We start from the raw sequence: 26,458 nt of genomic DNA, 5'->3' as shown, positions 1-26,458 counted from the left end.
CGCAGACCGGCTGTTACGACGGACCTGCAAGATTGCGCGAAATCGTAGGGGTTTATTGAGAGCGTTGTCTTTAGCTATCCATGCGGCTTACGACAGCGCTCAACGAGTACAAGAAAGCTCGTGGCGAGCGCTTCCCTGAGGAGAGCAAGACTGCGTCAGGCTCGTTCTCGGGACATGGCGATCGCTTGGTACATATCGGCGAGAACGGTTCGCTGCGGGACTACTCCGACTCACTGTCCGGACTGTACGGTATCGACCGTTCCCAGCTGGGTATCCAGATAGGGGACGAGACACGCTGGTTCAGCGACCTGGAGACGATCAGACAGCACTACTACCGTGACACCCGGCTGGTGGAGACGGAGTACGACGCGGGGAGTTTCACCGTCCACCAGTACGACCTGACGCTCGGTCGCGCACACGCGACACACGTCGAGGCACGCGGGACGGTCCCGCGGGACGCGAAACTCGTCGCCTTCGCGACGATGGCCCCCGAGGGCAAGGACACCGGCGTCGGGGCGCTCATCCACGAGGACGGCGGCCCCGACAACTCCCGCGTCCTCGAAGTGTATCACCGGCAGGAACACGACTACGTGACGGCCTCGACCGGGCTGGACCAGGTCCACGGCCAGCGGCCCGAACGGCTAGGGGAGATTCTGGCCGACGACGCGATCTACTTCCCGCGCCGTCGAGGCACCGAACGGCGCGACCAGACCCGCCTCACGGGCGATTTCCTCGTGACGGCACCGCTCGAACGGACCGGCCGCTCCAACAGCACGACACTCATCACGCAGCTGTCCGACCACACGGAGGTGGACCGACAGCAGGCGATGGCCGATATCAGCGTCTGTGCGGAGTCACACACGACGGCCTCCGACCTGCGGGAGTCCGCCCGCGAGCGGACGCGCATCGACACCGCGGAGTCGCTCCCGCGCTCCCAGAGCGTCCGGACCGACCTGCGCGTGATGGACCTGCTGTCCTCGCCCTCTGGCGGGCGAATCGCCGCGCCGGAGTTCGACCCCTTCTACGAGAACTCCGGCGGCTACGGCTACGTCTGGTTCCGCGACGACGCCTCGGTCTCGCGACACCTGCTCGAAGCCGGCGACCGGCTCGACCTGGAGACCGACGATATCCTCGAAGAGAGCGCGCAGTTCCTCTGTGAGCGCCAGCTCGCCGACGGCACCTGGCCCCACCGCGTGTGGGCGACCGACGGCTCGCTCGCGCCGGGGTGGGCGAACGCGAACGTCGAGCACAACGAGGACTCCCCGGAGTACCAGGGCGACCAGACGGCCACCGTCACCGCCTTCCTCGCGACGCTGCTGCGGACGCGACACGGCCGGCTCAGCGACGACCTGACTGTCCAGCTTCGGGACACCATCGTCGAGGCGGTCGACGCGATGTCGCGGGACGTGGCGGACAACGACCTCCCGTCGCCGTGTCAGAACGTCTGGGAGGACGCCATCGGGCAGTTCGCCCACACCGCGGCGACCTACATCGAGGCGTTCTCGGCCGTGGCGCGAGCGCCCATGACCAACCAGATCCGCGAGCGGAGTCTGCACGGCGCCGAACGTGTCATCGACGGGCTGGACAACCTCTGGGACGAGGAGATGGGGGTGTACGTGATGCGCCTGACAGACGGCGAAGTCGACCACCGTATCGACGCCGCCGCGCTGAAACTCACCGACGCGTTCCGCGAGTACGACGCCATCGAGGACGCCGGCCTCACGGACGACCAGGTCGACCGGCTGGCAGACCACGTCAGCACGACGCTGGACACCCTGTTCCGGAACCCGCCCCACAGCCAGGTCGCCGGGCTCATCCGCTACGAGGGCGACCGCTGGCGGATGCAGGAACAGGACGGCGAGAAAGTCTGGTCCGTGACGACCGGCATCGGCGCGGTCTCGGCCGCCCAGGTCGGCGTCATGCTGAACGAGCGCGGCGGGAACGGCGAGGCCTACCTCAACCGCAGCAGCGACCTCTACGAGCTCATCGCCGACGACGGCCCGCTGGCGACCGACGCCGGCTATCTGGCCGAGCAGGCCTTCGATTCGGGCGAGCTCGACAGCGCGACGCCGCTTGGCTGGTCACACGCCATCCGGCTCCACGCGACGGCGCTGCTCGACGACCTCAACGCCCTGCCGACCACCTCCTCGACGACCGAGGGGCCGAGCGAGGAGCCGACGTGGACGACCGGCGAGAAGTTCGGTATCGGGACCGTCGCCGACCACGACACGCAGGACCCGTCGCGGGTCTGGTTCACGCTCACCGAGGGCGCGCTGACCGAGGCGCGGTTCCCGCAGGTGGACCTGCTGAACCTGCGGACCTTCGATTTCATCATCCGGTGTAAGGACGAGTCCGACTACGCGGCCCGGACCCACAAGGAAGACCGGCGCAGCAACGACACCATCGAACGCAGCGTCGAACCGGTCGACGACGAGGCGCTCCTGTTCCGACACGTCTTCACCGAGACCGGCGACGGACAGGGCCACGCCTGGGAGCTGACCGTCGACTACGCCACCGACCCGCAACACGACGCAATCCTGGCGAGCGTCGAGTTCACGGCGACGGACGGCCACAGCTACGACGTCTTCTCTGCCGCGAACATCGCGCTGACCAGCACCGAGCGGTTCGACCGCGGGCTCCGGTACGGCGAGGACGAGAACTACCACCTCGTCGCCCGGAACCCACAGGCCTACACCGCAGAGACGCACAACGACCTGCTGGTCGACGAGAACGGCGACGCCCTCTCGGTCGCGATGGCGATGGCAGCCGAGGGCCGGTTCGACTGGGCCACGGTCGGTGCGGCCGGCAGCGAGCGTCTGAACGCTCTCTACAACGAGGGCGAACTGCCCGAGCCCGTCGAGTCCGTCGACGGCGAGAACGTCGTGCTCATCGGCCGCCTGGGCACCGGGTCGACGGCCAACGAGACCGTCGCGCTCGGCTTCGCCCGGCGGGCGGACACGGCCGCCGCGCTCGGCGAGGCCGACGGTGCGTTGGACCGCGGCTACGAGACGGTCGAGGAAGGGTACGCACAGAGCTGGGCCGACTATCTCTCGGACAAGGAGCTGCCCGACTCGGTCAACGCGCATCCGGAGCTGGCAAACCAGTACCGAGCGGCCATCATGACCCTGATGGCGGTCGAAGACAAGACCTACCACGGGGCGTCTATCGCCTCGCCGTCGGTGCCGTGGGGCGATGCGGTCCACGCCGGCGAGCCGAAAAACTACGGCTACAACTTCGTCTGGTCGCGGGACCTCTATCAGGTCTTTACCGCCTTCGACACCGTCGGGTCGCTGGATATCGCCGCCCAGCAGCTGGAGTACATCTACGAGTTCCAGCAGGACGAGGCCGGCTTCATCCCGCAGAACACCTACGTGAACGGCCTCACCCGCTGGGGCGGCGAGCAGATGGACAACATCTCCTACCCGCAGGTGATGGCGTACCACCTCGCCGAGGCGGGCATCACCTTCGACGACGTGAGTTACGGCTACGAGAACCTCCGTCGCTCGGCCGACTACGTGGCCCGGAACGGGCCACAGACGGCCCAGGAGCGCTGGGAGGAGGAAGCCGGCTTCTCGCCGTCCTCCATCGCGGCCGAGATCGCCGGGCTGGCCTGTGCGGCCAAGCTCGCCCTGCAGGAGGGCGAGGACGACGACGCCCTCGTCTGGCTCGCGCTGGCCGATCACTGGGCCAACAACGTCGAGGACTGGACGGCCACCGAGACCGGGACCGACCAGCACCAGAACACGCCCTACTACACGCGGGTCACCCGGGACGGCAACCCCGAAGCGGGCCACCTCCGGACGCTCGCTAACGACGGCCCCACCCTCGACGAGCGAAACATCATCGACGGCGGGTTCCTCGACCTCGTCCGGCTCGGTATCAAGCCGGCCGACGACGAGGTGATGCAAAACAGCGTCACCGAGGTCGACGACACCATCCGCGTCGACGTCGAGGACTCGCCCGGGTTCTACCGGTACAACGGCGACGGCTACGGTGAGCGGGGCCGCGACGACCCCGGTGCGCCGTGGTCGGTCGAGCACAAGGGGAAAGGCCGGCTGTGGCCACTCCTCACCGGCGAGCGCGGGGAGTACGAACTGCGACTCGACGACCCCGTCATCGAGCCGGAGGTCTGTCTTCGGGCCATGGAGCGCTTCGCGAACTCCGGGCGGATGATTCCCGAGCAGGTGTGGGACCGCGAACACGCCACCGACTACAACTGGGAGTTCGGACAGGGGACCGGCGGGGCGACCCCGCTCGCGTGGTCGATGGCCCAGTACATCCGGCTCGCCCACGGCGTCAGCGCGGGCACGCCCGTCGAGACGCCCGACTTCGTCCACGAGCGCTACCGCGAGAAGGAGCTCAACGAGCCCGACCGCAGCCCGGCGCTGCGGGTGGACACGCAGTTCCGCGGCAACGAACTGGTGGTCTCAGGTGAGACGACCGGCGTTCGCGTCGTCATCAAGACGCCCGTCGACAGCGTCATCGTCGACGTCGAGGACGGGAAGTTCGAGGAGGCACTGGCCGTCGAACCCGGCGAGAATCAGATTATCGTCGCCGCCGCGGACAAGGCGGACCTCGAAGCGGCCGGAACGACCGTCTGGCGGATGAGCCTGTAGGCCGACCGAGAGCGAGGACCCGTCACGCAGCGCGCCCCGGCGGGGGGACCGGGTCGTCGGACTGCCGTGGTGGGCGCCATTCGGCCCGGACGGAACCGCAGTTCGCACTCGGGGCTGTGCCGGTATTAGGATACATCAGATATCTTTTATTTCTGTCGGAGCTCGTCGTTCGTAGCAGAGATTTGACTGTTCCGAGCGGGCGAGTTTACCGCCGGTTCAGGGTCGTCTCCGCTCCGGTATAGTGTAACTAAAACTTGAGGTAGCACGTTCCTACCGCTCTCTATCTGGTAAACAAACGGCGCGGAAAACGCCATCAACTATCTCCAAGCGTAGCTATTCAGCAGCATACGTGTAAATTTCGTTAAGTAGATTTGGCCTACTAGGAGTTATTGGATGACCACGGAGAACCACCAGCAGAGATCGAGGCGGACAGTCGGTGCGGCCGGCTCACTGACACGACTAACTGGATGATTGACAGTATTCCACTAGTATCTGAATTCGGAACTACCACCAACACTTCATCACAATGAAACACGGAATTCTCAGCATTCGCGAATCGGAAATCGAAGATATCGAAGCATGGCTCGGAACGCAGGTCGACCTCATCGTAACGACGTGGAACGAGGGACAGTGGGGCCTCGACGGTATCACGTGGGGCGACTCGAACAAACGGGCGACGCTCGAACGCGTCTTCGGGCAGACCGGCCGGCAGCTAGTGCTCCACTACGAGTTTCAGGGGGGCAATCTGAGAGACTACTCGGCGGCGGCGGACGGAACACACGACGACAAGCACCGGAAGCTCGCACAGCAGCTCGTCGATATCGGAATGGCGGACACCATCATCAGGCCCAGCGGCGAGTTCAACATGAGCTGGTCGGGCCGCTACCCGAACGACCCGGCGAACTACGCTGAGGGACTGGCCCGCGTCGTCCGGGAGATGCAGTCGGTCGACGGGGCGGAGTTCACTTTCACGTTCTCCCCCGACGGGGCTGACCTGGGGGTCGGTCCCGAGTCGTGGCCGGTCGATGCGCCGTCCTGGCCCGCGGGCGCCGACGAGCCGCTCGTCTGTCCCACGTTCTACGACACGTGGTACGGTTACACCGACGGCGGTCCGTCGACGCAGGCGGAGCGCGAACAGGCCTGGCAGGAGGTCCAGCTGGCGGACATCGGCCGCTGGGAGGAGTTCGCACAGGCGCGGAACACGAAAGTCGGCGGCACCTTCGAGTGGGGCTGTATGGGCGACAGCACCCCCTTCCCGAACGCCTCCGGCTACGACAACCCCTACTTCATCCAGCAGATGCTGGACTACGGGCGCGACAACGGGTGGGAGTACCAGACGCTCTGGAACAACAACTACCACACCATCTTCCCGCGAGACGCCGACGGACTCGAACAGTCCTCGGACCGCTTCCGTGACCTCGTCAGTCAGCGAATCGGGACGGAGCCGACCCCGACCGAAGAGGAGCCCACCGACACCGACACCACGGACGACACGTACGGCGGGTACAACAAGCCCTCGAAGGGGATGCTGGAGTGGCACGTGCCGCTGAACGAGAACTTCGCGAAGATAGAGACGGATATCCAGGACCTCGCGGCGCGGATAGACCAGCTCGAAGGGGACCGGTAACGGCCGACTCCGCTGGCTCGTCGGAGCGGCCGAGCCGGCGACCGACCCCGAAACGGCGCGAGCGGAGACGCCTGAAAGACGAACTACCCCGGGGAGCGCCGCAGGTCGCCCCCGCTCCGGTCGGCTAACATGCCGACCTCACCGGTCGTGTAGACCTTGTTTTCCGTCCGAACGGTCCGGTCGAGCCACGCTCTGTCGACGACGACGGTGATCAGCGGGACCGGCGGTCCCCCCGGAATGAGCCGGAGGCTGTGGTCCGGCCAGCGACTCCGGTACATGAGGAGGTCCGCCTCCATGGTTACCTGTCCGTCCCGTACCCGCATACTCTTCGAGTCGGTGCCGTACCGTTCCAGCCCGATCTGTGTCCGCCAGTCCGACGCGACCACGGCGTCTCGCTCTTCGAGGTACGCCGAGCTCTGTTCGAAGCTCCGCATTTCCTGCTGGGAGAAATCGATCTGTTCCTCGGGGAGCGGGCGCCCTTCCCAGAGGTCCGGCCCGGAGTGGAGTTCGTACACGTGGGGCGAAGCCACCAGCGTCGCGGAAGTCGTCAGGAAGAGGAAGACGACGAGCACCGGAGCGAGCTGTGAGAGCGTGGCGTCGGCGTTCGGCAGGAGCCGAAAGAGGGCGATTCCGAGGAGGAACGCGATGAAGATGCTGAGTGGCAGATGTGTCCTGTCGAGCCCGTTGATGACGAGCGGCGTCCGCAGCAGTAGCAGCGAGCCGCCCACGCCGAGAACGAGGAACGGTATCACGCGACGGTATCGTTCGAGTCGGTAGATGACCGTGATGGCGGCGAACGACACCGTACAGACCAACAGGAGGTTGTAGATACCGCTCGGGCTGAACACGCTCAGTAGCGCAGTGCCGACCGTCGACTCCGGGAGCGACTGCCCGAGTGTTTTGACCGGAACGACCGCTGTCTCGTCGCCGGAGCCGGTCGCGATCAGTGGCCCGGAGAGGACGTCCACGACCGAACCGACGAACGGCGCGATGAACACGTCGCGCCCGAGCCAGTAGGCGACGCTTCCGGCGACCCACACCACGAGCGGGGACGAGACAGGTCTGACAGCGGTCGCGTCGTCGGGACCGAATCGGCTCACGAGTCGCGGGCCGGCGATCAGGGCCACGAGGACGGGGACGAACAACACCACGGTCAGGTGATGAGTCACCCACAGCTGGCCCACCAGGAGGGCGGCCAGTACCATGTACGCCCAGTAGTTGTTCGCGTCAGCCGACCCGCGATACGAGAGAAGCAACAGGATGAGCGCGACGGCGACCGCGAGCGCCTGTGGATAGAAGTACGACGCGTGGGTGATAATCGGAAGGAGGAGGCTCATCGCCAGCGCGATACACAGCGCGAGCACCCGGTTGTCAAACAGCAGTCGCGCAAAGAGGTACGCGACGGCGATGACGACACAGTACGTCGCTATCCCGGCGAGCATATACACGTCGTACGGGGAGAGACCGGTGAGGGCGCTCATCGAGCCGAGCATCGTGTGCAGACCGGGGAAGTAGTGATAGAACGATTTCGTGGGGATAGCCTGCCAGGTGCCGTTTCTGACCACTTGCTCTATGAGATACACGTGCCCCGGCGTGTCCCCGCTGCTGGCGTAGAACCCCGTCGACTGATACTTGACGATAGGAGTGACCGAGAAGAGCGCGAGGATTTGTGCGAGCGTGCGCCCCGCCGGCGGCTCCCACCGGAACTGCAGTGCGAGGGCCAGATAGCCGGCGGGCACCAGAAACAGCAGGACGGCCAGCTGGGCGACCACCGTCTCGATTCCGAACGCCCGCGCTGCCGGAACGGCGGTGACGGCGAGCAACACGAGCACGAACACGCTCTTGCCGAGCACCCGGGTTCTGGAGACCTGCATCGGGCGCAAGGTCGTCGGGACGGTGGTGCTGTGATACGTATAAAACAGACCCCCGGAGAGGAGCAGTCCGAGGAAGACGTACGTGCTCTTGATACCCACGATGGGGCCCAGCAGGGTGAACGCGACCGCCGAGCCGAGCAGTGCGACACCGATGAAGGCGGGATAGGCCAACCGACACAGTGACCCGCGCGTGACGAGTTTCATTCAACAGGAGCGTCCGCGTATGAATTGAAAGTAATAGGTCTTCTAACCGCTCGGTGGTGGCGTCGATCGCCGGAGACGGACGGACAACAGAGCTGAGCGGTGGGTTCACAGTCGGTGGGGGAAAGCGGCGGCGACGAAGCGACGGGGCCGGACGGTCGCCGCCCCGTAGCGACGATTACTCACCGCCTTCTTATCTACTGGTCGATACTTTGCATACCCGAAGCTCACGGATACGACCCCGCTCGGCGAACCGTGAACCCTCAAACACTCATGCTACACTCTACTACAGTCTCGGAGGTACGGGCACACCACTGGCTGCGCCAGCCATCGGTTTCGTCGGTTGCGATAGAGCAATGAAACAGGACACGACACGGTCGACGGACAGGCGGACCTTCCTCTCCAGACTGGCCGCCGGGTGCGCCGGAGCGGCCGCGAGCAGTTCGCTCGCGGGCTGTGGCACCCTCGTCGGAGAGACGGAATCGCCGGAGGGAGACGAGACACCGGAAGGCACACAGCGAAGCGAGAGACGGGGAAATCAGTCCCCGGGCGTCGGCATCTACCTCGGAAACGACCGGACACTGAAGGCGTGGGAGAACTGGTTCGGCCGGACGGTCGACTACTACTCCGTCGCGCTGTTTCGCAACAGCTGGGACGACTACTGGGTCGAAAACTGGCCACTGAAGATCGACCTGCAGTCGGTGTTCGCCGACCGCCACCCGATCATCACCTTCAGCATGTTTCCGGACGGGGCCGAGCTAGAACAGGTCGCCGCCGGCGAGTTCGCCGGGAAGTACCGGCGGCTCGCCCGCGAGCTGGTCGACAACGGGCTCGCGGACGCGCATCTCCGGTTTGGCGCCGAGTTCAACGGTAACTGGAGCCCAGGTACTGCCGTCAGTCGGCCGGAGCTGTTCGTCGAGGCGTGGAAAGGGATAGTCAGACCCATGCGGTCGGTGTCGGGCGCCGCGTTCACGTTCGTCTGGGCGCCCGACATCTGGAAGCGACAGCTGGCCGCACCGAAGGCCTATCCCGGGGACGAGTGGGTCGACGAGGTCGGCCTCACCTTCTACGACAAGGGCGACTGCTACCCCTACCCGGAGCAGTGTGACGACGGCTGTCGTCGTCGCCACAGAGAGTGTACCTGGGAGCGCCTCCTCGAAGGGCGGGACGCGAACTTCGGGCTCAATTTCTGGGCGGATTTCGCCCGGGAGCACGACAAGACACTGGTGTTCCCGGAGTACGGTGTCATGGCCCAGAGCTGGTCGACACCCGGCGGCGGCGACAACCCCCAGTTCTTCCGGAACTTCGACAGCTGGATGACGGAGAACGAAGACGTCGTCGGGTGGCACAACACCTGGTCGTGGACCAGCGGCCCGTCGTACGTCGGGCCGGCACGGGGTCACACCAGCACCGAGTATCCGCTGTTTCGCGACGCGTCGGCGGCGTTTCGCCGACTGTTCGGGAATCCGGACGCCGGGTCGTCGAGCTAGCTACGGGTGAACAGCTGCGTCTCGACTGCGTCGCCCGGCGGGTCCCGGACGAACTGCGGCAGCTTCTCGACCGGATGCAGGAACGGGGCGACGTATCGGCCCGCGAGCCGGTGTTTCCGCCACGAGTCGTACATCTCTCTGACGGCCAGAAGCATGTTGCCGACCGACTCGTTGCTCTGTCCGCCGTTGGCCATCCGGACGAGCACGCGGTCGACGTACGCGGTCGAGACGTCGTGTTTCCGCAACAGCCGGAGCATGAGCTCGTAGTCGCCCGCGATGTGGAGCGACTTATCGAAGGTCCCGTAGCGCTCGTACAGCGACCGCCGGACGAAAAACGTCGGGTGTGGCGGTAGCCACCCCAGGTAGAACTTGTACGGTCTGAACTGACCGCTCTCCCAGTAGCGAACCACGTCGTCGCTGTCGTCGACGTACACCAGGTCACCGTACGCGGTCTCGGCGCCCGTCTCCCGGAGCCGGTCGTGGATGTCCTGCAACACGGCGGCGTCCTGATAGCGGTCGTCGGCGTTCAGGATACCGACGACGTCGCCGGTGGCCGCTTCGATACCCGTGTTCATCGCGTCGTAGACGCCGTCGTCGTCCTGCCGGACGAGGGTGTCTATCTCGTCGCGTGACCGCTCGATAATCCCGACGGTCTCGTCGGTGGACTGCCCGTCGACCACGACGTGTTCGACGTCGAAATCAGTCCGCTGTGCCCGGACGGAGTCGATGGTGCTTCGGATGCGGGGGTCGTTGTACACCGGTGTGACAATGCTGAAATCCATCTGCAGCTGATAGTTCTCGAATAGCCCAATAGTAATGCCCAGTATACGCCACCACCAACCCGTCGTTTCGGCGTTTTCGCCGTTTTAGCCCCCGCTATCGGTCGATATCCGGACGAACGACGGCAGGCGGAACGCCGCCGGCGACACCTCACTCCGGGCGGAGTTCGGACACCGTGGCTCGGACTCGCTGGGCGTCGTGGTCCCAGTTGTAGCGGCGGGAGACGGCCTGGCGGCCGTTGTCACCGAGGTCGGCCGGACCGCTCGCTTCGAGCTCTCGGATTGCAGCGACGACCTCCGAATCGGACGGGTCTCGGGGCAGAATAACGCCGCACTCTTCCTCAGTCACGATGCGACGGACGGGGTCCATATCCGTCGCGAGGACCGGGAGGCCCGCGCGCATGTAGTCGAAGAGTTTGTTCGGGACTGTGTAGGTTGTAAGCGGCGTCACGACGTGCGGGATGACGCCGACATCCCCGGCGGCGAGAAATGCGGGCGCCTGACTCGGCTCGACCCAGCCGACGAAGGTCACGTGGTCCTCGATGCCCAGGCGCTCACAGCGGGTCTCCAGTTGCGCTCGGTGTGGCCCTTCCCCGGCGATGGCGAGGTGGACGTCCGCCTCGCCGTTCGCGTCCATCGCTGCGACCGCGTCGAGGAGCAGGTCGAGGCCCCGGTACTCGTTGATGAAACCGAGGTAGACGAGCGTCAACCCGGGCCACCCGAACTCGTCCGACGCGTCGTCTGCGTCCCGTTCCGGTGACTCCGTCGCCGGCAGTTCGGGGGTGTTGCTGACGACGGTGACCTTCGACGCCGGGACGCCCGCCTCGACGAGCTGCTCGCGGCGCTCTTCGACCACGACCCACACTTCGTCGGCGAGCCACAGCGTCACGCGTTCGAGCGCGCGGACCGTCCGCTCGTCCTGAGCGACGCGGTCGAACAGCGAGTCGGTCGGAAGCGTCTTCGCCAGAGCGACGTAGTTCTCCCTGACGTCGATGACCATCGGCCTCCCGAGCAGTTTGGCCGCGACAGCTGTCGGAACGCCGGCCATGAGGTCGCCCGAGATGGCGACGTCGATATCGTACCTGTAGAACTCCAGCAGGAGCCACAGTGTCCACACCGGGTTGACCGGAACCGGCGCCAGGACGAGCCCGGACACGGGCGTCGATGCGAGCCAGGAGAACCGGCGGACTATCGCGTACGACAGTTGCTCGCGCCGTGTCCGGCGCTCGTCCGCTATCTCCCCCCGGTCGGGGTCCTCGGCCGTGTTCCGTGCGAAGACGACGACGGAGTCCCGACTGTCGTCGAGCGTCTTCGCTATCCGTCGCGTCCGGACCTCACGGTCGACGGGGAAGTTGTTCTGTACGACGAAACCGGCCGTGCACTCGTCAGGTGTCTCCGTGCCGTCGTGTGTCACGATGTCTCACTTCCGATGACCGACCGAACCCATTTGAGTACTATCCGGCTAACTGTCGGTCGACGGGGCCGGGGTACCAGTCGCGTTGTCGGCCCGGTCGGTGACAGTGACCCAGAGGTGCAGGTCGCGGTACGCGCCGTCCGCGGAGGGTCGCTGTGGTGCCGGGCCTCGGTACAGCAGATATCGGAGCCGGAGGTCCTCCCCGGTGCGATTCGGGACCAAGGAGTGGTCGAGCCGCCACGTCTCGTTGTGTCCGACCGTCTCCCGGAAGCGGCCGAGTTCCGACATCGCGCTCACGCTACTGTTGTCGTCGCCGACCTGTTGCAGCAGGACGACGACCGTGTAGTTCACCCGCTCTCCCTCCAGGTTGGTGATTCGGGCCGAGAACCGCGCCGGTTCGCCCCCTTCGAGCGTCGACGGGTAGTCGGTGGCGACGAACTCGCCGTCGTCACCCGGAGCGAGCAGCCCGAACTCCGTGAGCTCCGAGTCCTCCGCTGTGCCACCGGTGACGACGACGCCCGAACTGAACACCACGACCACGACGAGAACCAGAGTCAGGACGGTATCGCCCGTGTCCTCCGGGGCGACCAGCCCGTCGAACCAGCGCTGGAGCGTCCGCGAGAGAGACACGTCGACGCGCCGGGCCGGCGGCACCTGCCACCGCCGGTAGACCGCGACCGGCAAGACGACTGCCAGAAACGCCGTGACAGAGAGAAACAGCGAGGCCGGTCGGATTTGCAGTGGCGTCGCGCCCAGTGTTACCCCGAGTAGCGTCACGATCGCCAGACTCGCTCCGAACGAGAACACGAACCGCGCAATCCATCCTAGCCCGTCCGACTGCGGGTCGCGCGTGGACTGGTCCGCCCGTGCTGGCCGCGAGCGGTGGCTCGGAAACAGGCTCGCAACGAACACGTAGCCCGGCACGAAGACGACGAAGACGAACCCGAGAACCGGCCGCAGCTCGGTCTGTGCCAGTGCCGGGAGGAACACCGCCAACCCGGTGAGAGCGTGTAGCCCGACGATGAGCAGGAGGTCCAGTGGTATGGGAGTGTCAGTGCCGGTCGTAGTGCCACCCGTAGCCCGTGACATTGTCCGAGCGTTCCCCGTGTAAAATTAAAAGTAGTCGCCGGCTACGGAGTGTCACGGGCCGCTGAGCGCCCCGGTCGTCGAACCCGCCGCGTGTAGGCGTTTGCTACGAACACGGTGAGTAGCTGATAACAACCGCGACACCGGCTCCTCGCGCCGCATCGGGCCACGCACCGCTCGTGTGAGCGCGGCGCCGCACCGACGCGAGACGACAGCAGTCCACGCACACGCGGCGTGAGACGGGGAAACAGCGACCCGACAGCCGACGTATACTAATATGTCGGCCAGTTCCCGTTAGCAAATAGTAATGAGTCGCAGGAGAACTGGAACCGAAAATCCGTCCAGAACCGAGTGGCCGAAAGTGGGCGTCGTGGTACTCACGTGGGAAAATTACGACGAGGCGAGTGACTGTCTCGCCTCGCTGGAGGGGGTTTCCTATCCGAACATGGAGGTGTTCGTCGTCGACAACGGGTCGGAGGACGGCTCGGTCGAGCGCTTGGAACGGGAGTTCGAGTGGTGTACGTTCGTGAAACACGACGAGAACGTGGGCGTCACCAGAGGGAACAACGCCGGAATCGAGGCCGCCCTCGACGACGGCTCGGAGTACGTCCTCCTGTTGAACGACGATACGATCGTGACAGCGGGGTTTCTGACGCCGCTCGTGTTGACCGCAGAGCGGAACCCGGACACAGCGGTGGTAGGCGGGGTGAACTACCGCGCCTCCACCGGCGAGATACACAACGCCGGCGCCTCGTTCTCGACGCTGCTTGGCGGACAGACGTTTCTCACCGACGAGCGGAAACACGACGAGCCGTATCCGGTCGACTACGTCCCCACCTGTCTCGCGCTCCTGGACGCGGAGTTCGTGGCCGACAACGAGGTCCTCTGTGAGGAGTACTTTCTCGGGATGGAGGACGTCGACCTCGCCAGACAGGCGCGGGAGGCGGGCAGAGACGTGCTCGTGACGCCGGACTCCGAAATCTTTCACCGGCTCGGCGCGACGTCGAGCAAGTCGCCGTTCGCCGTCTACCATCGGACGCGGAACAGATACCAGTTCGCGAAGCGACATCTGGAGGGACACGAACGGCGAGTGTTCCTGGGCGCGTTCCTGTTGTGGCGAGTCACGAGCTGTCTGCAGTGGCTGGCAGACAGTGACCGGGAGAAGCTGCGTGCGGTCGTCAAAGGGATAGCGGACGCCAGAACGGGAGAGCGGTTCCGTTCGTACGAGGAACTCAGCGAACCATGACGAGAGCCGCCCGCACTACGCACCGCGCCACCGCGCGAGGCCGGCCGTCGGCGGCGCGAACGCACGAACCGAACGGAGCCGCTGTCCCGCACCGATGATATCGCTCAACGGGACGGGGATATCCGATACGTTCAAGGAGTTCCTGGAAGGGGTGAGCGCCTACTCCCTCGCGTCGATAGTCCCGGCGTTTCTGAGCCTCGCTGCGCTGACCCTCTTCACCCGGGTGTTCTCCCCGGCCGCGTTCGGGCGGTACTCGGTCGCACTGGTGGTCGCGGGAACGGGAAGCACCCTCTTCTTTGGCTGGCTCAACCGTTCGATAGTCCGGTTCACGTCGGACACCGACGAGACAGCGCTCATGGGGACGGTGCTCACCCTCATGCTCCTCATCGCGCTCGGGGTCGGAATCGTCGGAACCGTCGGCTACATCGGGTTCAGACAGTACCTCGGACAGTACGAGGTGTTCTACTTCGCGACGCTCGTCTTCCTGATAGCACAGGGGTTCTACGAACCGCTCATCGGCTTCTACCGGGCCACACTGAATCCGAAGCTCGTGTCGGTTTTCAGGTCGTTACAGGCCAGTGTCGGCATCGTGCTGGCACTCGTCCTCGCGCTCGTCGTCTTCGACCACATCGTTGGCTGGATGTGGGCGAGCGTTATCGCGATAGCGATAACCGTCGGCGCGATGGTAGCGGTCTCGGAGCAGCTTCGACAGCGCCCGACGGTCGATTCGGATATCCTGACACGGGTCACCGGCTACGGCCTGCCGATGGTCGGATGGATAGTCGGCGACCCGCTGTTGAACCAGGCCGACCGACTGCTTATCGCGCTCATCCAGGGCAGCGCCTCCGTCGGCATCTACGCCTCGAACTACAGCCTCATCGACCGCGGACTCCGGTTGGCGCTGATACCGCTGTTGAAAACGGTCCAGCCCATCGTTATCGACAGGTGGAGCGGCGACAACGAGCGTGAGATAGAAGCGCTGCTGGAGCGTTTCTCAAGGTACTACCTCCTCGTCGGCGTCCCGTGTTTCCTGCTTACAGCCATGTTCAGCAGACCGCTGAGCTCGTTGCTGCTCGGGTCGGAGTTCCACGAGGGCTACGTCATCATTCCCATCGTCGGACTGGGAGTGTTCCTGTGGTCGTTCGCGAACATGGGACAGATACGGCTGGAGATAAGCCAGCGGACCGGCCTCATGTCGCGGGGACTACTCGCCGTCGTGGTGTTCAACGTCGTCGTCGACGTCCCGCTCATCATGGCGTTTGGATACGTCGGAGCGGCCCTCGGAACAGTGCTGAGTTACGGCCTCTACGCGGTGTTCGTGTTCGCGGCCGGCCGCGACCACATCAGGTGGCTCGTGCCCCGAGGGACGGTTCGAAACGTCCTCCTCGCCGGTCTCGCGATGAGCTGTCTCCCCGCGCTGTTGTTCCTGTCCGGGGAGTACACTCTGGTGCGTCTACTCGTGGTGAGCGCGGTGTCGGTCACCGCCTACGGCGGTGTGCTGTACCAGTCCGGTGAGATATCGCACGACGAGATTACGAGCCTCCGAGCTCTCGTCTGAGAGTCGGCAGTCTCTGTTCCCTCGTCGGAGGTCGTGACCCTCCGAGCTCTCGTCTGAGAATCGCTAGTCTTCGTTCCCTCGTCGGAGAGTCGCGAGCCTCGTGCCTTCGTCTGAATGCGCCGCCGACGGTCGTACCCGCTGTGTCGGTTCAGCCGTCCGTCACCGGCTTCTCGACGAGGATATCGTTCAGCGCGACCGCGTCCAGACCCATCCCGAAGAAGTCCTTGATGGCCTCGGCCGGGCGGTTGACAATCGGCTCGCCGTTGTCGTTGAACGACGTGTTCAACACGGCCGGGACGCCCGTCAGCTCCGCGAAGGCGTCGATGAGGTCGTAGTACAGGGGGTTTTGCTCCCGCCGGACGGACTGGGGCCGTGTCGTCCCGTCGGCCGGGTGCACCACCGCGGGAATCCGGTCGCGTGCGTCCGCCCGCACGTCGAAGGTTTTCACCATGTAGGGTGCCGGCTCCGGGTCGACGAGGAAATCGCCCATCGCCTCCGCGAGCATCGACGGGGCGAACGGGCGCCACTCCTCGCGGTGTTTGACGTATCTGTTGACCCGGTCGAGCGACGCCTCGGTCCGCGGGTCCGCGACGATGCTCCGGTTCCCGAGTGCCCGGGGCCCCATCTCCGTTCGCCCCTGGAACCACCCCACGAGCTCGCCGTCGGCGACCCGCTCGGCGACGGTACCGGCGATGTCGTCCGCTCGCGTGAACTCGATTTTGTTCGTCCGGAGCGCCGCTTCGATCGTCTCCGTGTCGTAGCTCGGTCCCCAGTACACCGTCGACATCGGCTCGATGTCCGCCGGCGAGTATTCGAGCATCCCGGCACCGATAGCGCTGCCCGCGTCCGCCGCGACGGGCTGGACGAACGTCCGGTCGACGGCGTCCACCTCCATCACCCGTTTGTTCATCTTGCAGTTGAGGGCGACGCCGCCGGCGAGTGCGACGGTGTCGACGTCGAACCGTCGGCAGTACGTGGCGACGATACTCGTCACGGTCTCTTCGAGGAGCGTCTGGACGGCGTGGGCGAGGTCTTTCTCCCAGTCCGTGAAGGTCCCCGGTTCCGTCCGGCGGGGCCGGTCGAAGAGCGCTTCCAGTTCCGTGACCGTCCGCTGTACGCTCTCGGTCACGAGGCCCGTCACGTCGTAGTCGACGCCGGTGTCGATGACCCCCCGGAGCCGGGACTCGATGTCGCGGTTCCGGGTGCCATACGGCGCGAGGCCCATGACTTTCCCCTCGCCGTTCCACGGGCGGAACCCGAGATACTTGGTGACGGCGGCGTAGAGGAACCCCCAGCTGTTCGGGAAGGCGTACTCCCGACGGTGCTCGATGCCGGTTTCGGTGCCCTCCCAGACGTTGGTGGCGTCGTGTTCGCCGCGACCGTCCATCGTCAGGACGAGCGCGCGGTCAAAGGGCGAGGGGTAGAACGCGCTGGCCGCGTGTGACAGGTGGTGTGGGTGTGTCTCCACCGGGGGAACCGGGCCGCCGATGTCTTCGAGCCGGTCCGTGACCAGACTCGTCGAGGTCACTGACGGGCCGAGCGAGTACTTGATTCCCCACCCGGTGAGGCGGAGGCGTTCCGGGAGCGACCGCGGTGTCGAGGTCACCTGACGGAGAGTCTGGGGGAGCGACTTGCGGAACAGTTCGGGCTGCCAGGGAATCGTCACCGCCCGCACGTCGGCGAGCTCGATCCCTTCGGCATCGAGACAGGCCCGAACCGACTCCGCCGGGAACGTCTCGGGAGCGTGTTTCTGGCGAACCAGTCGCTCCTCCTCGATGCCGAAGACCACGTCCCCGTCCCGGAAGAGCACCGCGCTGCCGTCGTGTGACCCGAGCGGGGGGATACAGGGGTTGAGAGAGAGGACGTACTCCGACATCGTCAGAGCCGCCCTGTGTTCACGGGAAACTGAGCGTGGGTCCTGACCGTCGCTCCGGGGGGCGAGTGGCGGGCGACCGAATCGGAGGCACTGACGTATCGCATATTTCGTCCTTGCTGTCAGTCGTATTATTTAGCCAGTTCCTAGCCCCGACTGAAACCAGTCGGGACAGGGTCGGGGCCCGTCGTACAGCTGTCGCCCCGCAGCGCGATTTCGACGCTGGCCAGTCCGTGGATGCACGGGACGACGCGCTGGAGCGGAGGCGAGCGAGAGAACGACCGTGTCAGGCGCGGGTGTCGATTACTTCGGCCGGCGAGCCGGCCACGATAGTGTTCTCCGGAACGGACGACGTGACGACGCTTCCCGCCGCGATTACCGCGCCCTCACCGATGGTGACGCCGTCGAGGACCGTACAGGTCGACCCGATCCAGACGTTGTCGCCTATCGTGATTCCCTCGGCCGAGAGCTCCTGGGACACGATGGGTTCGTCCGTCCGTTCGAACCGGTGGTTCGCCGCGACGATGGTCGTGTTCGGCCCGATTAGCACGTTCTCGCCGATGTCGATACCGCCGTTGCCAAGGAGCGTGACGGAGACGTTTAGCAGCGAGTTCCGTCCGAGACGGATCGTCCCCCCGGACGGGGAGACGAGGCTGTGTCGCCCGATGCTACACTCCTCGGCGATGTCTACCTCGCCGTCGTAGCCGAACTTTATGCCGCGCTGGATATCGACGGTTCGGTGTATCGAAATGTTGTGCCGTGCGGTCAGCACTCGCCGTCGGAGTTCGCCCGTCGCGCGGGCCCACAGTATCGTCGCGAGCGTGAGCGGGCCGCGCTCGACCAGCAACCCCAACGCGAGCCGGAGATCAGCTGGGCTCGGCGCCATAGTTGAACCGCGGTCCGTGTTCTGGCATCACTGTTCAGCGTTCGCGGACCGCACGTTCACACCCGGTCGCACGAGCGGGGCTGTCAGAGCCGACCCGATGAGTCCCGTCCCGCCGGTGACGAGGGCCGTGCCGTGAGAAAGTCTGGTCTCCATGTGTGTCTCGGAGGAGTTGTCGACCGGCCATTGTTATTGATGCGCTTACGTGGCTGGCAAGAAACAGCCGGACCGAAACAGTCAGCCCGTCCGTGAACCGGTCCCGCCGTCGGTTTCAGTGACCGACTGCCACCGGAACACGTGTTTTGAGAGTTGTTTTCCTCCAGCGGTTACGTTCCGTTCTCTGATAGTTCTGTCAGCTAGCGGCCCAGACCATCCAGAACGGGCCGCAAGCCGTTCTTCTCGCCCGTTACTGCAGTACCTAAATATCAGAATATTGATTTGAATTGTTGCACCTAAGTTCAATAGTATTACACGTGTCGCTGTTGAACCAGAGTAGTCAGCGTTCAAATCTAGTTAGTTCGTGTCTTTTCGCCGCTGAATCAGAGACGCTCACGACCGCTCAGCCGGTTTGAGCCGGAGTAGCCGACCGCTCCGGAAATTGCTTCGTAGGAGCCGGATAATTTAATCGGGTACTGTGGAAGTGTCTATGATGACTACAATCACTGTCATCGGCGCAGGTGTCGCGGGCTGTTCAGTGAGTTACCTCCTCGACCAGGAGGGATACGACGTGACGGTCGTAGAGAAAGACGCCGTCGGCGGACTGCTCCGGGAGATCGAGTTCGACACCGGTTACCACTGTGACTCGGCACCGCACCTCCTGTTTTTCGACGAGACGGAGGAGGCGATAGTCGGCGAACTGTTCTCCGAGTTCACCGACCTCGAACCCCACGATTTCTACGCCGCGACGTACCCGCGCGGTGACCTCTCTGACCCACACCACTACCCGGTGAGCAAACAGAACATAGAGAAGTGGGACGACGCCGACCAGATTCACGCGGAGCTCGAAGAAGCGCCGGGTAAGACCGACGCCGACTTCTTCGAGGAGTACATGAAAAACCAGGTCGGCGAGACGCTGTACGAGCGGTACAACAAGAACTACACCGAGAAACACTGGGGTATCGACCCCAAACGCATCACGGGCGACTGGTTCGATTTCAAAATCAGTTTCCCCGAGGAGGAAACCGAGTTTTTCGGCGACGGCGCCTACTACCCCGACGACAAGTACACCGACATCCTGCACCAGATGCTCTCCGGGTGTGACGTCGTCTTCGACGGCGTCTCGGACCTGGAGACGAGAGGTGACAGGATAACAGCCGTCCGCACGGAAAGCGGCGACCGAATCGAGAGCGACCTCTTCGTCAGCACTATCGACCCGAGCGTCATCGTCGACACGGACGAGGAACTGGAGTACCGGAGCATGAGTATCCTCGGCACGCACGTGAAAGCCGACGAGCGGCTCTTTCCCGACCACGTCGACTGGGGGTACTTCCCGAACGACTACGAGTTCACCCGTGTCACCGACTACGAGTTCGTCCCGCAGGAGACCCCCGACGGCGAGTATATCCTCACGACGGAGTTCCCCTGCTTCGTCGGTGACGAGCTCTGGTCGCAGTCCGAATCGTGGTACGCGGAGTATCTCCAGCAGTTCCTCGACGAACAGGGTATCGAGGCGGAGATACTGGACTCGCAGCTGCGGCGCGCGCCGCGGGCGTACCCGTTACCCGTCACCGAGGAAATCGAGAAGTTCGAGCGTATCAACGAGCAACTCAGCTCGTACAGGAACATGTTCAACCTCGGGCGGGTGAGCACCTACGAGTACATCTGGATCAAGGACATCGTCCAGCAGGCCTACGAAACGGTGGACGAGGTCCGCACACACGTCCCCGTCGAGAAAGCAGACTGACGGCGGTGCCCGGACCAGCTGAGAACCGCTTCGAGCCGACTTCCCCACAGGATGGCCACGTGTCGATCACCCCTGCACGCGCGTGAAAGACCCGAGTCCGCTCCAGCGAGCGCGCGGCTTCCGAGCGGTACCGACCCACGGGCAGCTACGGGCTGGGACGCGATGTTAGCGACTTCATACGGCCGGTAGCCTATTTGTTATTATACCGATAGAATATCTCAACTAACACTGGAATGACCGATATGCACTCGGCAAACAGCGAGAGAGTATTCATAACCGGAATCGCGGGGTTTCTCGGCAGTCATCTCGCCGATGCGTTCATCGAACAGGGATACGACGTCGCCGGCAACGACAACTTCGTCGGCGGCTACGAGTCCAACATCCCGGAACAGGCGGATTTCTACCACGTCGACTGCACCGACGTGTGGGAGATGAAGTCCGCGATGGAAGGGGCGGACATCGTCTACCACACGGCCGCGCTCGCCTACGAGGGGCTGAGCGTGTTCGCGCCGAGTCGGATCAACAGGAGCATCTACCAGGCCACGTCCGCGACGCTGTCGGCGGCCGCCGACGTCGGCGTCGACCGGTTCGTGTTCTGTTCCAGCATGTCCCGGTACGGGGAAAACGAGACGCCGTTCACCGAGGAGATGGAGCCACGACCCCAGGACCCGTACGCGGTGAGCAAGGTGGCCGCCGAGGAGATGGTCGAACTGATGGCCGAGATACACGACTTCGAGTACGTCATCGCGGTTCCACACAACATCATCGGGCCGCGCCAGCGGTACGACGACCCGTTCCGGAACGTCGCTGCCATCTTCATCAACCGGATGTTACAGGGCAAACAGCCGATTATCTACGGCGACGGCGAGCAGAAACGCTGCTTCACGTTCATCCAGGACGACGTCCGGCCGCTGCAAAAGCTCGCGTACTACGACAACGTCACCGGCGAAGCCATCAACATCGGCCCGGACGACGAGTTCATCACCATCAATCACCTCGCCGAGACCATCGCCGACCTCCTCGAGTTCGACCTCGACCCGATCTACAAACCCGACCGCCCACAGGAGGTCAAGCTGGCGAACTGCTCCGCCGACAAGGCCCGACGCCTGCTCGATTACGAGGCACAGTACACGCTCCGCGAGGGGCTCCAGGAGATGATAGACTGGATAGACGAACGCGGTGCCAAGGAGTTCGACTACCACCTCGAATGTGAAATCGTGAACGAGCAGACGCCGGAGACGTGGACGAACGAACTCATCTGACTGGGACTCGTCGCGTGGATACCGTGGTCGGGGTCCACGCCGCCGGGCTCTCAGCCAGATGTGTCCCTGATGTTTTGTTGCGTGGGTGGGCTCCCAGCCAAGCGCGTCCGATGTTCTGTTGAGCGGGCGGACCGTGTCCGATACTCACCTGTCGGCGCGAGCGCGAACCCCGTCGCTCCCCTGCGAGCGTCTCCGTCACGAGAGCGAGTCCCTCAGACAGTCCGCGGGACGCCGCTGGCTCGCGGTGCGCCCCAGCGACCCAGTCGGCGCGGTGACCGACCGTACCGCTCGGAATCCGTGGTAACGCCTGCTTAGAACTCTGTAGTGGGCAGTTCGCCGAAGGTGTTAGTCTAATATCACTTGCGGAAAACCGAAACAATCGGTACGTAACTGTGGACTCATCTCGGCCTCGTGGGGAGAAGACCTCGGCAAGGTGATTCGCTCCCGGCGGTAAATGGTCAGAAATACTATTTGTATAGCTCCTGCCTACCGGGACATGGCACACGAGGAACCCGGTGGCGACGAGAGTAAGCAACACCATACCAGTCGGCGAGCGGTGCTGAAAGCCGCTGGTGTCACGACGCTGGCCCTTGCCAGTGGCAGCGCCCTCGGGGCGCCCAGTTCGGGACCGAGGACGGCCGCGAGCGAGGTCGTAGACCTCGGTAACGAGGGCTTAACCGACGGTGACAGCATCGACTCGTATCTCGAGACGCACCTCGCCGACGGCGTAGAGGTGCACGTCCCCGCCGGCACCTACCAGTACACCGGCGCGGGGCTGGGCGGCGAGTACACGAACGCGGCGCTCATCGGCTCGCCCGACGGCGTCACGTTCAGGCGGCCGAAAGACACCGAGACGGCGGTTCGACCGGTCATCACCGCGGCGAGCGGGCTGGTCCGAATCGAGAACGTCACTGTCAAAGGGGCGAGCGGCCAGACCCAGTCCCGCTGGGAGGTCGGCGCGGCCGCCGACGCGAGCGTGCAACTCATCAACGTGAACTTCCCCGACGGCGCGGTCGCGAACTCGGCGTCGAACGGCGTCCACGCCCAGCGGTCCCACGCGGGGCTGCTCTGGGTCAAGCGCTGTCACTTCGGGAAGTTCGCCGACGTGGCGCTGCAGGTAGCGGCCCCGGCGGGCTCCGGCGACGGCCGCGTCGTCGTCGAGGACTGCTCGTTCGTCAACACCGGAACGGCCGCCCTCCGGGCCGCGCCGGACAACAGCGTGGTGCGTGGCTGTTACTTCGAGGCGACCGCGGCCGGACCCGCGGGCGACGACGGCGCCCAGCAACACGGCGTGCAGGTCCCCGTCGCCGGCGCGGACCTCACCATCGAGGACTGTGACTTCAACTGGGCCGGCCCCGGGACGAGCGTCGTCAACTTCGCCGCCGGCGGCGAGGGTGGCTCCGGTGCCATGCGGGACCTCCGCGTGGCGTACGGCGACCAGGAAACGCTCTTTACCACCGGCTGGGACATCGAAGCGGGCTGGACAGGCGAGAGTATCAACGTGAGTGAGGCCTAACACGATGCCATCTATTCCATCCGACCGACCCGGCAGCGAACTGGTAGAGCTACAGGTAAGCAGCGGCGACGACCTGCCAAGCGCGATCGACGACGCGCTCGGCAACGGCGTGCAGGTGTACGTCCCGGCAGGCGAGTACACCGGACGTCACTCCGATCTGGGCTTCTCGGCCGACGACGCGACCATCTACGGCGACCCCGCCGGCGTCTCTATCGACTGTGAGATGGACTCGAACGCGACGATGGACACCGCCGGGACCCTGCGCATCGAGAACATCGATATCCTCGGGAAGAAACCGGAAGAACAGGTCAAGATCGACGTCGACCTCAGCGGCGGTCGCCTGGAGTGGGTGAACTTCAACTTCCCCGACGGGACCGCGAACCCGACCGACAGCTACGTCGCCCGGTGTGACAGCGGGACGGGCGAACAGCTCGTCGAGAACTGTTATTTCGGCCCGCACGGGAACTCGGCGTTCTACTACTCCGAGCGCAACACCGAGGAGATGCCGGTTACCTTCCGGGGCTGTGCGTTCCACAACTGCGCCGGCCCCATCCGCGCCGGCGGCGTCACCGTCGAGGACTGTATCTACCTCGCCGACGGCACCGTGCCCAACTTCAAGGAGGAGGGCAGCAGTTCGGAGGACCGCGGGACCCCCCGGATGTTCAAGTTCGAGGGCGGCGGCACGACTGTCATCGAGAACTGCGACGCGCTCGTCACCGAGAACGCCGGCCCGGCGGACGGTCCGTGTCTCGACTGGGGCGGCGACGCGACGGATTCCAACAGCATCGAGGTGTCGAACTCCCGCTTCGGTAACTTCGGCGGCCGCGAAGTGTTCGACACGGCGAGCGCCCCCGGCGGCGCCGTCGACGACTCCTCGCTGTCGAACGTCAGCGTCGTCAGCGACCAGCTGTTCTCGGGCGACGAGATATCCGGCGACGTCTCGAACGGGGACGAGCCCCGGACGGACATCGAATCGCGGCGCTGGAACCCCCTGGAGGGCGAGAGCAGCGGTGACTCCGACGGCGGGAGCGGTGGCCGGACGTTCGGCCTGCCCAGTTCCTTCGACGTGGTCACCGGCAGCGAGGCCACGGCCCCGGCGACGTCCTACACGGTGTGGACGCCCGTCGAGAACCCCGAGCCGCCAGAGCCGGTCTCCGGCGGTGGGAGCGACAGCGGCGGGTTCAGCGACGGACCGAGCCAGCTGCGCATAGCGGCCAGTCCGGACAACCCCGACGCGAACTGTGACGTCACGGTCACCGCCGACGGCGAGATGACCTTCGGTGACGAGTCCGAACCCGGGACCGACACCATCACCGAGAACGACGACGGCAGCTTCACCGCTACCAGCGTCGGCATGGACCCCGGCGCGATCGACACCTACGCTGTCGCCGGGAGTGTCACCGCGGTGACAGTCACGTCCGGCTACGACGTGACAGCGACGCTCGACGGGGAGTCGCTGAGCGTCGAGTCCACCCCGGAGGGTGGCGACCAGTCGCCGACGGAACTGGCTATCCGCGCGAGCGCGGACAACCCCGACACCGACTGTGACGTCACGTTCACCGCGGACGGTGCAATCGAGTTCGGCGACGAGTCCGAGCCCGAGACCGACACCATCACCGAGAACGACGACGGCAGCTACACGGCCACCAGCGTCAGTATGAACCCTGACGCCGTCGACAGTTACCTCGTCTCGGGAACGATCACCGAGTTCGTCGTCACCGACGGCTACGAAGTGTCGGTGACACTCGACGGCGAGTCTGTCTCGCTCGGCGAACTGGTCGGCGACGGCGAGGACGAGTCAAGTGATGGGAGCGGCGGCTTCACGCCCGTCGAAGACGCGTCGCCGAAGACGCTCATCATCGACAGCAGCGGGACGCTCGGCGAAGCCGTCGAGTACGACGTCACCGTCACCGGCACGCTGGAGCGCGACGAGGAACGCACCATGGAGCCCGACGACGGACTGACAGCCGACCTGACGACGGACAGCGTCGACGACAACCGCGCGGTCGGTTCCGTCGGCGACGGACAGGACGCCTTCCGCTACACCGGGCAGATCCAGTCGCTCTCCCTGAGCGGCGTCGGTGTCGTCCGCGTCCAGGACGAGTGAGCTCAGGTCGGCCGTAACACTCGCCACAACCGATTCCGGTTATTTTTCAGCAGATAGGCGAGCACCGCTCCGCCCCGCGGGAGCGTGTACAGCGTCCCGGTCTCGGCCGGCGTCGCCGGCGTGTACCCGGGTTCGGTCAGCCGACGGACGCTCTCGGCGAGCAGTCCGCGGGCCGTCTCGACCGACCGACGCCGGATATCCTGCCACGTGTCGGTCTCGGTGACGCGAACGTGTTCGAGTGTGACGATTCGGCCGCCGTCGAGCGTCTCGGAGAGTTGCTGGACCGTCACGCCGACCTCCGACTCGTCGGCGAGGAACTCCCAGAGGCCGCCCGGACGGCCGCGGTACTGCCTGATGTCTCCGAGGTGATAGCTCAGGACGCCGTGGGTGGGCGCATCGAGGATGTCACCTTTCAGGATGCCAAAGCCGAACCTGACCGCCACGTCGGCCTCCGACCTGACCCGCTCGACGACCTCGTCCGGGAGTTCGTTGCCGACGCCGTCGGCGGCCCTCGGCCGGCAGGATATCCACTCCGCGCCGGCGACCCCCGAGATGGTGGTGATGGGGACGTGGCGCTTGTACTCCGGGTCCGCCGTCAGCGTCCGGACGATACCGACGAGCGACCACAGCGGGTAGTCGCTGATGCGGTCCGTCGCGTGCCGTACGTAATCAGCGAGCCCCTCCTGTCGCGACTCCGAATCCCGGATGACGACCTGTGTTATCTCGGCGTCGGTCTCGGTCACCATTCGCTGGAGTGCGTCCCGCTGCCAGCGCGGGAGCGTCCCGCTGTTTACGAGCAGCGTCGTGTGTATCTGGGTGTCCTCTGTCATCGAATCGCTGACTGGTCCGGCTCGTCCGTGCGACTCGTTCCGACAGTACCAGCGCGGGTTGTGTGTGTAACTGACCGGTTGGGCATCGTCTGTACGTGGCTGTGCAGGTGAGCAAAGTAATCACCAGATTAGGAGGCGCGACGACAGGTATGTCCGGATTACCGCTCTGTGCCGTAAAGACGGGCAGAATACC

At 65.0% G+C, this 26,458-nt stretch carries 16 protein-coding genes; 9 read left to right on the top strand and 7 right to left on the bottom strand.

Annotated elements, in window-relative coordinates:
* The first annotated feature begins 80 nt into the window (after positions 1 to 80).
* Positions 81 to 4,616, top strand: a complete 4,536-nt coding sequence (locus NDI56_RS18380; protein ID WP_310921172.1) for a DUF7997 domain-containing protein — start codon at positions 81 to 83, stop codon at positions 4,614 to 4,616.
* Between the two features lie 526 nt (positions 4,617 to 5,142).
* On the top strand, positions 5,143 to 6,243 hold the full coding sequence (locus NDI56_RS18375; RefSeq protein WP_310921171.1) for a hypothetical protein: 1,101 nt from the start codon (positions 5,143 to 5,145) through the stop codon (positions 6,241 to 6,243).
* Positions 6,244 to 6,326: 83 nt separating this feature from the next.
* Here NDI56_RS18375 and NDI56_RS18370 read toward each other — a convergent pair whose 3' ends face one another.
* Positions 6,327 to 8,321 (bottom strand): hypothetical protein, encoded by a 1,995-nt coding sequence (locus tag NDI56_RS18370; protein WP_310921170.1) that lies wholly within the window; start codon positions 8,319 to 8,321, stop codon positions 6,327 to 6,329.
* A gap of 353 nt (positions 8,322 to 8,674) precedes the next feature.
* On the opposite strand from NDI56_RS18370, the gene NDI56_RS18365 reads away from it, so the two are divergent.
* The gene (locus NDI56_RS18365; protein WP_310921169.1) at positions 8,675 to 9,808 is read left to right on the top strand and encodes a glycosyl hydrolase; all 1,134 of its coding nucleotides are present in this window, start codon (positions 8,675 to 8,677) and stop codon (positions 9,806 to 9,808) included.
* On the opposite strand, the gene NDI56_RS18360 is transcribed toward NDI56_RS18365, so the two are convergent.
* The 3 genes from NDI56_RS18360 to NDI56_RS18350 form a co-directional block, all read right to left on the bottom strand.
* Positions 9,805 to 10,590, bottom strand: coding sequence for a glycosyltransferase family 2 protein (locus tag NDI56_RS18360; RefSeq protein WP_310921167.1), 786 nt, complete (start codon positions 10,588 to 10,590; stop codon positions 9,805 to 9,807). The genes NDI56_RS18365 and NDI56_RS18360 overlap by 4 nt on opposite strands.
* 148 nt (positions 10,591 to 10,738) lie before the next feature.
* Complete coding sequence (locus NDI56_RS18355; RefSeq protein ID WP_310921166.1) at positions 10,739 to 12,001, bottom strand: glycosyltransferase family 4 protein; 1,263 nt, start codon at positions 11,999 to 12,001, stop codon at positions 10,739 to 10,741.
* A gap of 48 nt (positions 12,002 to 12,049) precedes the next feature.
* Positions 12,050 to 13,090 carry a DUF1616 domain-containing protein gene (locus NDI56_RS18350; protein ID WP_310921165.1) on the bottom strand — a complete coding sequence of 347 codons (1,041 nt, stop codon included), beginning with the start codon at positions 13,088 to 13,090 and terminating at the stop codon, positions 12,050 to 12,052.
* Positions 13,091 to 13,394: 304 nt separating this feature from the next.
* Between NDI56_RS18350 and NDI56_RS18345 the strand changes: the two genes are divergently transcribed.
* Together NDI56_RS18345 and NDI56_RS18340 are read left to right on the top strand one after the other, a co-directional pair.
* The gene (locus NDI56_RS18345) at positions 13,395 to 14,333 is read left to right on the top strand and encodes a glycosyltransferase family 2 protein (protein WP_310921163.1); all 939 of its coding nucleotides are present in this window, start codon (positions 13,395 to 13,397) and stop codon (positions 14,331 to 14,333) included.
* Positions 14,334 to 14,427: 94 nt separating this feature from the next.
* Complete coding sequence (locus NDI56_RS18340; RefSeq protein ID WP_310921162.1) at positions 14,428 to 15,891, top strand: lipopolysaccharide biosynthesis protein; 1,464 nt, start codon at positions 14,428 to 14,430, stop codon at positions 15,889 to 15,891.
* A gap of 148 nt (positions 15,892 to 16,039) precedes the next feature.
* On the opposite strand, the gene NDI56_RS18335 is transcribed toward NDI56_RS18340, so the two are convergent.
* Complete coding sequence (locus NDI56_RS18335) at positions 16,040 to 17,767, bottom strand: carbamoyltransferase family protein (protein WP_310921161.1); 1,728 nt, start codon at positions 17,765 to 17,767, stop codon at positions 16,040 to 16,042.
* A gap of 283 nt (positions 17,768 to 18,050) precedes the next feature.
* Positions 18,051 to 18,650, bottom strand: coding sequence for an acyltransferase (locus NDI56_RS18330; RefSeq protein ID WP_310921160.1), 600 nt, complete (start codon positions 18,648 to 18,650; stop codon positions 18,051 to 18,053).
* A gap of 646 nt (positions 18,651 to 19,296) precedes the next feature.
* Between NDI56_RS18330 and NDI56_RS18325 the strand changes: the two genes are divergently transcribed.
* From NDI56_RS18325 to NDI56_RS18310, 4 genes are all read left to right on the top strand, one after another.
* Positions 19,297 to 20,550, top strand: coding sequence for a protoporphyrinogen/coproporphyrinogen oxidase (locus tag NDI56_RS18325; protein ID WP_310921159.1), 1,254 nt, complete (start codon positions 19,297 to 19,299; stop codon positions 20,548 to 20,550).
* Between the two features lie 242 nt (positions 20,551 to 20,792).
* Complete coding sequence (locus NDI56_RS18320) at positions 20,793 to 21,812, top strand: NAD-dependent epimerase/dehydratase family protein (RefSeq protein WP_310921158.1); 1,020 nt, start codon at positions 20,793 to 20,795, stop codon at positions 21,810 to 21,812.
* A 496-nt stretch (positions 21,813 to 22,308) separates the two neighbouring features.
* Positions 22,309 to 23,328 (top strand): hypothetical protein, encoded by a 1,020-nt coding sequence (locus NDI56_RS18315; protein ID WP_310921157.1) that lies wholly within the window; start codon positions 22,309 to 22,311, stop codon positions 23,326 to 23,328.
* A gap of 4 nt (positions 23,329 to 23,332) precedes the next feature.
* On the top strand, positions 23,333 to 25,435 hold the full coding sequence (locus tag NDI56_RS18310) for a hypothetical protein (protein WP_310921156.1): 2,103 nt from the start codon (positions 23,333 to 23,335) through the stop codon (positions 25,433 to 25,435).
* A 2-nt stretch (positions 25,436 to 25,437) separates the two neighbouring features.
* On the opposite strand, the gene NDI56_RS18305 is transcribed toward NDI56_RS18310, so the two are convergent.
* Positions 25,438 to 26,265 carry a formyltransferase family protein gene (locus NDI56_RS18305; protein WP_310921155.1) on the bottom strand — a complete coding sequence of 276 codons (828 nt, stop codon included), beginning with the start codon at positions 26,263 to 26,265 and terminating at the stop codon, positions 25,438 to 25,440.
* Positions 26,266 to 26,458: the final 193 nt, after the last annotated feature.

Source organism: Halomicroarcula saliterrae (assembly GCF_031624395.1).
In the GTDB taxonomy this organism is placed as follows: domain Archaea; phylum Halobacteriota; class Halobacteria; order Halobacteriales; family Haloarculaceae; genus Haloarcula; species Haloarcula saliterrae.
Note: the sequence above shows the minus strand (reverse complement) of the source record. Positions and strands in the feature narration are given on the sequence as shown.